The following is a 7,550-nucleotide window of genomic DNA, read 5'->3' as shown; positions in this document are numbered from 1 at the left end:
TAGCGATAATAAGTCTTGGGTTTCATACTTGTTACCTTTAAGGGGATTATAGCCATTTTGAGACAGGGATTTCATTTTTTAAGATTTTTAGGATAGATATGAGTAAACGATAAACTACTTCAATTAAGCATTGGGCTGTTCTTGAATTCGGTTGACAAACAGTGCGCCGCTGGCAAAAACAATACCGGCCAAAAGGAGCATCCCCGGCATGGACTTGCCAATCAATGGGAAGATGGCAAAGCTGGCAACGGAAGCAATGATTTGCGGCAGGCAGATGCTGCAGTTGAACAATCCCAGATATGCCCCTTCATGCTTACCGGCCAGCGCAGTCGTCAGCAGGGCAAACGGAATCGAGTTCATTGAAATCCAGCCAATGCCGATCAGAGCGAAAGAAAGAATCAAAAGCATCTTATCGTGAATGAAGAACACTGACATAAAGCCAAGTCCGCCAAGAACCAGACCTAAACGATACATCGTCTTGCGCTGGTTTGGCTTGGTCTTTGACAGAACCATTCCCCACAGTACGGCTGAAATCGACTGAACCGCGGATAAAACACCGAACCAGTTGCCGGCAGCCTGATAGCCAGCCGTTGACGGATCAGTTACATTCCAGACATTCTTTGCAACAGCACCAGTACCGTAAGTCCAAAGGTATTGGAACGCAAACCAACAGAACATCTGAACGAGAGAGATCTGCCAAAATGCCTTAGGTGCGTTCTTCAGCAAAGTTGCGAAACTAAGCTTTTCTTGATTGGCTGCAATATCAACGCCATGGTACTTGGCATAGTCTTGAGGGTTGTATTCATGAACTTTGGCCAGCGTGAAGATACTGGTTAAGAGCAGTACAGCTGCGCCCAGGTAGAAGGTCCAGATGACTGAGTTAGGCAAGGAGCCCTTCTTAGCAGTATTGGAAACCCCTAAAAGCGTCATGATGAATGGCATTAAGGTTGCTAGAATTCCACCCATGTTAGAGAAGATTTGTTGCCAGGACCAAGTAAAGTCTTTCTGATCCTCGTTAACCATATCACCAATAATCATCTTGAATGGCTGCATGCAGACGTTTGAAGACAGATCCATGAATAGAACCGCAATTGCACCAAACCAAAGCGCGGCTAATGAACCATACCCGAAACCAAATGATCCCGCGTTGGGCAGAAGGATCAGAACCAAAGCCGCAATTGGTGCGCCGACCAAAAGATAAGGCATCCGACGACCAAATCGATTCCATGTTAAGTCAGAATACTTGCCGACTAATGGTTGAACGATCATTCCCATCAGTGGCGGCAAAATGAAGAAGAAGCCAAGCTTGGTCGGATCAGCACCGATTGTTTGAAAGATTCTTCCCATTTGCGAGCTTTGCAGCGAAAATGCCATGTTAACGCCGAAGAACCCAAAAGTCATGGCAAACAGGGTACTTATTGGCAGACTCGGCAGTCCCGTAGTTGTTTTTTGATTTTCCATATTACTTGTTACCTCTTTGAACTGAATTCATATACTTTAGCTTCATATGGACGCAGAGTTTCTCCCATGACATTCTCGTAGTTGCTTAATAAGAGCTTGCCTTGACCAGCCGCGTATTCTCGCTTGATTGTTTCCTTAGTAAAGTTGGCTACTACAAGCAGCGTTGTTTCTCCATCATCACGCGTGTAAGCAAAGACCTGCTCATCCAATTCGTTGCCATTGACCAACGCAAACTTTCCTTCTGTCATTACTGGCAAGTCATGGCGCATTTGAATGAGTTTCTGGTAGTGATAGAAGACGGATGATGGATCCGCCAGTGCCGCCTTTGCGTTGATCTCTGAATAGTTGGGATTGACCGCGATCCAAGGTTCAGCATCCGAAAATCCGGCATTCTTGCTGTCATCCCATTGCATTGGCGTTCTGGCATTGTCCCGAGAATGAATTGCCAGATATCTGCTCATTGTCTTTCCATCAACCAGATGCTCTTCGTCAACCAGCTGATGGTAGGCATTAATGCTCTCCAAATCACGATAGTCAGACAAAGAGTTAAAGGTCGTGTTGGTCATTCCCAGTTCCTCACCTGCGTAGATATAAGGCGTGCCTTGCAGACAGTGCAGCATTGTTGCCAACATTTTAGCCGAAACGACACGATATTTTGGATCATCATTGCCAAAACGGGATACGACGCGTGGCTGATCATGGTTGTTCCAGTAAAGCGAGTTCCAAGCCTTACCATTCAGCTGAGTCTGCCATTTCACCAGGTTATCTCGCAATTCTGGCAGACTGACTTTTTTGTCGCTCCATTTTACTAAAGCTGGGTTGTCGTTATCGTCTAAGCCGACATGCTCAAACTCAAAAACCATGTTCAGCTCAGTCTGTTCAAGGTTGGCGTACTTCTTGGCATCATCTGTTGTGGCACCAGGCGTTTCGCCAACTGTTACCAAATCATGCTTGGCCATTACAGCTTGATGCATTTCTTGAAGGAATTCGTGCATCCGATGACCATTGGCAACAACCGGTTCGACATCGCCATACTGCATTCCGGGCGCGGTCGGAACGTCTTTGTAGACAGCCGGTTTTGAAATTAAGTTGATGACATCCATTCGAAATCCATCGACACCGAGATCTGCCCACCAATTCATGATGTCGTATACCGAATGACGAACGGCTTCATTTTCCCAGTTTAGATCCGGCTGCTTTACAGCGAACAGGTGAAGGTAGTATTGACCGCTTGTCTCATCGTACTGCCAAGCTGAACCAGAGAAGTATGATCCCCAATTAGTTGGTTCATGGCCATCGACTGGATCACGCCAGATATAATAGTCACGGTATGGATTTTCTTTTCCTTGGCGGCTTTGCTTAAACCATTCATTTTCATCTGATGAGTGATTGACCACCAGATCCATCATTATTTTTAATCCAAGTTCATGAGCCTTTGTCAGCAGCTCCTTAAAGTCGGTCAATGAGCCAAAAGTTGGATCAATTGCCCGATAATCACTGATGTCATACCCATTATCAACGTTTGGCGAACGGTAGATTGGATTGAGCCAGATAATATCAGCACCTAGTTTTTTAATATAGTCAAGCCGACTGATGATTCCTTTTAAATCACCAATGCCATCATGATTGCTGTCTTGAAAACTCCGTGGATAGACTTGGTAGACAACTGAATTTTGCCACCACCATTTTGGTGTATATGCCATTATTATCATTCCTTGTAAAAAAATTAAAAATAAAAGTTACGCAAACGTTTGAGTAAATGCTAAAATAATAAAAACGGCATAAGTAACCGTTTTCACGGAGTATTATAAATACAGCTAACTTAAAAAGTCAATAACTTTTTTTGAAAGAAGGATCCCGATGGCCACGATTAAAGACATAGCCAGACTAGCAAAAGTAACTCCATCAACCGTCTCTCGCGTATTAAACCATAGTGGGGGATACAGCGAAAAAACTCGCCGTCGGGTTGAGAAAATTGCAGATGAGCTACACTATCAAAAAAACGAAGCTGCCGTTAATCTGGTTGCACAGACCTCAAATCTGATTGGAGTAATCGTAACCAATGCCACAACGAGCTTTGCCGCCCCCATTATCGACAGCATTGAAGATTGGGCCTACCAAAATGGCGGAAGAATTCTCTTGGCTCACTGTGGCTTAAATGACTCTGAACGACTGAAGACATGCCTAAATCTAATGGCTGGGCGCAAAGTCAACGGTATCATTTCAGTTTCGGTTCAATTTGATGAGAACAATCTGAAACTACTTGATCAACTGCAGCTGCCATTAATTTCTCTAGGCGTCAAAGTTTCCAACCAACCAATGATTTCCATCGACAACCTAAAAGCCGCCACTACAGGGACCAATTATCTAATCAGCCGCGGATACCAACGGATTGCTCTGATTGCCGTAGATACCAGCGACCCGCAAACTGGGAGAACGCGTTGCGCAGGATATCAAAAAGCAATGGAGTCAGCTGGACTTACACCATCTATTATTCCCGGCGACTACTCGTTTGCAGCAGGAAAGCAGGCCGCAGAACTTCTTTTAGCAAAAGGAGAACTTCCCGAGGCAATTTTTGCAGCCAGTGACGATGCCGCAGCCGGGGTTATCTATGCCGCTCAGGAACACGGCATTAAAGTACCTAAGCAATTGGCAGTTCTGGGTTTTGACAACTCATCAGTAGCCAGTATGATCTATCCGGGAATCACAACGATTGATCAGCCATTCAAGCAGATGGGACGGTTGGCAATTGAACACTTGACCAACCAGAATGTTTCTTCAGTTGAGTTGCCATATCAAATAAAGGAACGTGGCTCTGTTGCCAAATACAATTCAGCTCAGTCATAGTGCAGTTCTGGCAATCAAAAACAGGCTCGTGGAATCTCCACGGGCCTGCTTGCCGTATTGTTACTCTCAAACCCTTTATCATCATTTCCATCTTTACGAACACTCATTCGCACATTGTAATAGAATGCAAACAGAAGTTCGAGGAGGGCAGCAAGATGGACTGTTCAGAAGAGCCGCGGGGAATTTTCCTGGTCATTGATAACAAATCATTCTATGCCACGGTTGAGTGCACTATGCGCGGGCTGGATCCGCTCACCACGCCGCTCGTAGTCATGTCAGAAGCCGAAAATACCAATGGCGGGCTGGTGCTGGCATCATCTCCAATGGCCAAAAAGCTTTACGGCATCTCCAACGTCAATCGTCAGCGTGATCTGCCGCACGACAACCATTTGATTGTGGTGCCGCCACGGATGAATACGTACATCGAAAAGAACATTGAGGTCAACAACATCTATCGCGAGTTCATGGCTGATGAGGACCTGCTGCCGTATTCGATTGACGAGTCGATTCTGGACATCACTCATTCCTGGAAACTGTTCGGGGATGATCCAATTGCGGTCGTTAAAAAGATCCAAAAGACCGTTCATGACCGCCTGAAGCTGGTTACCACGGTAGGCGTGGGCGAAAATCCGCTGCAGGCCAAGATTGCGTTGGACGTCTATGCCAAGCATGATCCACGCTTCATTGGCGAGATTACCTATGACACGGTCAAAAAAAAGATCTGGTCCATCCCTAAGATCACTGATGCCTGGGGCATCAACGAGCGAACCGCCAAACGTCTTGCCGGACTGGGGATTCATTCCATGGCTGAGCTGGCTCATGCCGACCCGTTCATTCTCAAGGAAAAGATGGGCGTTATCGGCGCGCAGCTGTACGCCTCTGCCTGGAGAATCGATCGCACCGACCTCGCTGAGGAAGTCCTGCCAAAAGACAAGAGCCTGGGCAATTCGCAGGTCCTACCGCACGATTATACGAGAGCCGAGGAGATTGAAGTCGTCATTCGAGAAATCGGTTCACAGGTAGCTTCTCGGCTCCGCGCGCACGACAAGCAGGCAGGGGGCGTGTACCTTTCAATCGGCTATTCGCTGAGCACGCCAACGGAAGAAACCGGCTTTGCCCACTCGCTGAAGCTTTCCGATTCAACGGTCGATTCAAACCTCATCAATGGGCAGCTGCTTTATCTGTTCTATACATACTGGGATGGAGTATCGCCGGTTCGCCGCATCAGCGTGGCCGCGACTCGCTTGGCTGACCGCTATGGCGAGCAGCTCGATCTGTTCAATCCGCCCAAATACGACATGGTTAAGCTGGAAGACACCGTTGACGCCATCCGCAAACGCTTTGGCAAGACGTCAATCATGCGGGCGTCTAGCTTGGAGAAGGGTGGCACGTTTATCGAAAGAAGCCAGTTGGTAGGAGGTCATGCCGGTGGACAAAGCTTGGAATAAAGAAACCGAAAGCGAAAAAATATGTGAGCGAATCAAGCGCTGCTTCACCAATCGCTGGCGCACCAGATACTGGGTCTCCGTGGTCTACTATGAGCCGGAGCATGGCTATAATCTGTTTCTCAACATTCAGCCGCGCAACGCCTACAGCCGGTCCATCCCCATTGCTCGACTGGCTGATTGTGATTATTCTGAGTTGCTTGATATTATAACTGATGTTCGTCAAACGTATCATTTCACGCTCAACTACCTAAACTTTCCTGATGACCAGGTCCGCAAAATGAGGAGGAACTTTCGATGAGAATGCAGTTTTACGATGATCAAGAGGCTGACAAGGTGGCCACGCAGTTTTTTAAATGGTAGATTGCAAGAAATAACCGTGTTTCCTTGAATTTGTTGAAAAACTATGTGATTATGGAAGCGTATTCAAATGCCGTGAGGAGGCTACTATTTATGAATAGACAATTTGATTTCTTAATGCCAAGTGTTAACTTCTTTGGTCCTGGTGTTATCGCCAAGATTGGTGACCGTGCTAAGATGCTTAACATGCACAAGCCACTGGTCGTTACCCAAGAGAGCTTGGAAAAGATCGAAAACGGCCCCGTTGTTCAAACGATTGAATCACTGAAGAAGGCTGGCGTGGACTACGCCATCTTCACCGGTGTTGAACCTAACCCAAAGATTCGTAACATCAAGGCTGGTAAGAAGATGTACGAAGAAGAGAAGTGTGACTCCATCATCACTGTTGGTGGGGGCTCTGCTCACGACTGTGGTAAGGGAATCGGTATTATCCTGACTAACGGTGATGACATCACTAAGTTGGCCGGAATTGAAACGCTGGACAACCCACTGCCACCTCTGATGGCTGTTAACACCACCGCCGGGACTGGTTCAGAATTGACCCGGCACGCGGTTATCACGAACGAAGAAGACCACCTGAAGTTCGTTGTTGTTTCCTGGCGTAACATTCCGTTGGTATCCTTCAACGACCCAATGCTGATGCTCGGTGTGCCAAAGTCAGTTACTGCTGCTACCGGTTGTGACGCCTTTGTTCAAGCAATCGAACCATACGTTTCTGTTGACCACAACCCAATCACGGACAGTCAATGTAAGGAAGCTATCCAACTGATCCAAGAAGCATTGCCAGAAGCTGTTGCCAATGGTCAAAATGTTGAAGCACGGACCAAGATGGTTGAAGCTGAAATGCTGGCCGGGATGGCCTTCAACAACGCCAACCTGGGTTACGTTCATGCCATGGCTCACCAACTCGGTGGTCAATACGATGCTCCACACGGTGTTTGCTGTGCATTGCTGCTGACCACGGTTGAAGAGTACAACCTGATTGCTTGCCCAGATCGGTTCGCCGAACTGGCCCGGATCATGGGTTATGACACCACCGGCCTGACCACCATGCAAGCTGCCGAGAAGTCAATCGACGGGATGCGTGAAATGTGCAAGGCAGTTGGTATTCCATCATCCATCAAGGCAATCGGTGCTAAGCCAGAAGACTTCTCATTGATGGCTGAAAATGCCCTGAAGGATGGGAACGCATTCTCCAACCCACGTAAGGGTACGAAGCAAGACATCATTGACCTTTACCAAAAGGCATACGATGGTATTTACTAATTAACGGTGTGGGCACATTTAATTAGCAACGAAAAAGTCACCCGCAGGTGAAAACCTCATCTGCGGATGACTTTTTTAGTATTTGGTAGATTGTAAAATTTAAGTTGAACATATTAGACAGAAAAACCCATAAAGGTCTTTAATGGTGTCACCACAACATTCCATTAGAAA

The 7,550-nt window shown here is 46.8% G+C and carries 6 protein-coding genes; 4 read left to right on the top strand and 2 right to left on the bottom strand.

Translation table 11 applies throughout. The annotated features are described in order from the left end of the window. Positions 1-123: 123 nt before the first annotated feature. Both Q5C82_RS20450 and Q5C82_RS20445 read right to left on the bottom strand, forming a co-directional pair. Positions 124-1,461 carry an SLC45 family MFS transporter gene (locus tag Q5C82_RS20450; protein WP_003681915.1) on the bottom strand — a complete coding sequence of 446 codons (1,338 nt, stop codon included), beginning with the start codon at positions 1,459-1,461 and terminating at the stop codon, positions 124-126. 8 nt (positions 1,462-1,469) lie between these two features. Then, a complete protein-coding gene (locus Q5C82_RS20445) occupies positions 1,470-3,164 on the bottom strand; it encodes an alpha-glucosidase (RefSeq protein WP_023466314.1) in 1,695 nt (564 codons plus the stop codon). A 157-nt stretch (positions 3,165-3,321) separates the two neighbouring features. Between Q5C82_RS20445 and Q5C82_RS20440 the strand changes: the two genes are divergently transcribed. From Q5C82_RS20440 to Q5C82_RS20425, 4 genes are all read left to right on the top strand, one after another. Continuing rightward, a complete protein-coding gene (locus Q5C82_RS20440; RefSeq protein WP_003681913.1) occupies positions 3,322-4,308 on the top strand; it encodes a LacI family DNA-binding transcriptional regulator in 987 nt (328 codons plus the stop codon). A gap of 155 nt (positions 4,309-4,463) precedes the next feature. Then, complete coding sequence (locus tag Q5C82_RS20435; protein ID WP_035430785.1) at positions 4,464-5,756, top strand: Y-family DNA polymerase; 1,293 nt, start codon at positions 4,464-4,466, stop codon at positions 5,754-5,756. After that, complete coding sequence (locus Q5C82_RS20430; protein ID WP_021815959.1) at positions 5,737-6,054, top strand: hypothetical protein; 318 nt, start codon at positions 5,737-5,739, stop codon at positions 6,052-6,054. Before Q5C82_RS20435 ends, Q5C82_RS20430 begins: the two co-directional genes overlap by 20 nt. 152 nt (positions 6,055-6,206) lie before the next feature. Continuing rightward, positions 6,207-7,379 (top strand): iron-containing alcohol dehydrogenase, encoded by a 1,173-nt coding sequence (locus Q5C82_RS20425; RefSeq protein ID WP_014562320.1) that lies wholly within the window; start codon positions 6,207-6,209, stop codon positions 7,377-7,379. Positions 7,380-7,550: the final 171 nt, after the last annotated feature.

Origin of the sequence: uncultured Bacillus sp., assembly GCF_958411575.1 — a bacterium.
GTDB classification, from domain to species: Bacteria; Bacillota; Bacilli; order Bacillales; family Bacillaceae; genus Bacillus; species Bacillus spizizenii.
This window is presented reverse-complemented; position numbering and strand designations above follow the sequence as displayed.